We start from the raw sequence: 1,551 nt of genomic DNA on the forward strand, positions 1-1,551 counted from the left end.
TTCCTCTACCAAGAAGATATCAGAGGTACTTAAATACTTCAACAATGAAGAGATTGACAAAATAGGTGATTTCTTCTCAGATAGCAAAATAAAAGAGAAGGATGCAACGGCGTTGTATGATTCAATGTGCCATAAGACAAAAGCATTCAGTGAGAGAAGTCTCCGCAAAACTCTTGGTTGTATCGGCAAAAAGGGAATGACGCATAGCCTCCTGGAAAGTCTAAAGATGACGAAACAATACGAATCAGTTGAAGAAATTGTGGATCTTTCAAGGGAACGTGATTTAAAAATCCAGAATATCAATGATTTGATAGTTTACTACTCCAAGGGCGGGGTGACTAAAACTGACAAAGTTATCCCATTCTTTTTCGAAATGATAACTATTCCTCTATCAGGTAAAAAACAGGAATGGAACTGCTCAAATAACGTAACCTTTGGCATCAACCAGAGTTTCATATACTCGCTTCCAGAGATATGGCTTTTCTTCAACCGTAGAGGGGGGGAAAGCGAGGAATCACATAACGGAATAAAACAGTCCTTTCGATTTGACTACAACTTCAAAATCATCTGCAATCTAACATGCCCGACAATTGATTTTCAAGATAAGGGAAAACAATTGTTTGACACCGAACCATTCTCTGATGCTATTGCTGAAGTTGTAGGGAAAACTATAAGAAAAATCACCAACGAGATAATCCCCACACTAAATAAGTTGAATAAACCAGAGGAAACAACACCGGATGATATTTATGGTAAGGCACCGAAGGGCTTCATCAAAGACTTTGTTTTCCGTACTTTTGAATCAATATATAACGAGGCGACTGACAATGGGACATTTACAATAACGCAGAGACAACTATTTTATGCCATGCGTCCAGTTTTCCATAATACAATTAAAAGATATGGATATAGATACACCTGGGATAGCAATCATTACAAGGAGAAAAAATTAGAATTAGAATATAAGACATTCTGCGGTTATGTTGATGACTATGAGGTTAATGTCCTGGCAAAACGTATAATTTATAAGAAACATCGAGGCTTTTTTGTGGAGCCACATTCTAATCGTCATGTAAATCTTGGAACCAGAGATGTAAAGGAATACAATCCCGATTTAAAGCAATATAATAATCTGCTTTTCGTGGAAAAATCTGGTTTCTATGAACTTTTGCATAATGACTTCCAACTGACAAAGAGATACGACATCGGACTAATCAATTCTGAGGGATATGCCACCAATGCCATCCGTGATTTAATTGAGAAAATCCAAAGGAAAAAGCCCGGTATAAAGTTATACGTGCTGACAGATTTTGATATTGATGGTCTGGGTATAGCCAGGAATATTAAGAAGGCAGAGGAGTTATCAGCCATAGATGTTTTTGATTGCAAACGAATTGGAATTACCTTTGATGATATAGGTAAATACAATTTGCAGGCGGAACCCGTTGATTACCCAATGTCCAAAATGACGGAACTAAATAATCAATATATTAATGATAGAGTTAGCGACGATGTATACAACTTTCTGAAAGAAGGACAACGAATTGAGAT

The 1,551-nt window shown here is 36.8% G+C and carries 1 protein-coding gene; it reads left to right on the forward strand.

Annotation, left to right across the window (positions count from 1 at the left end; genetic code table 11):
• Positions 1 to 1,551: hypothetical protein (locus U9O96_02355; GenBank protein MEA2053950.1), on the forward strand; the 1,551-nt coding region annotated here is incomplete at both ends.

This window comes from Candidatus Thermoplasmatota archaeon (assembly GCA_034660695.1).
GTDB lineage: Archaea > Thermoplasmatota > E2 > UBA202 > DSCA01 > JAYEJS01.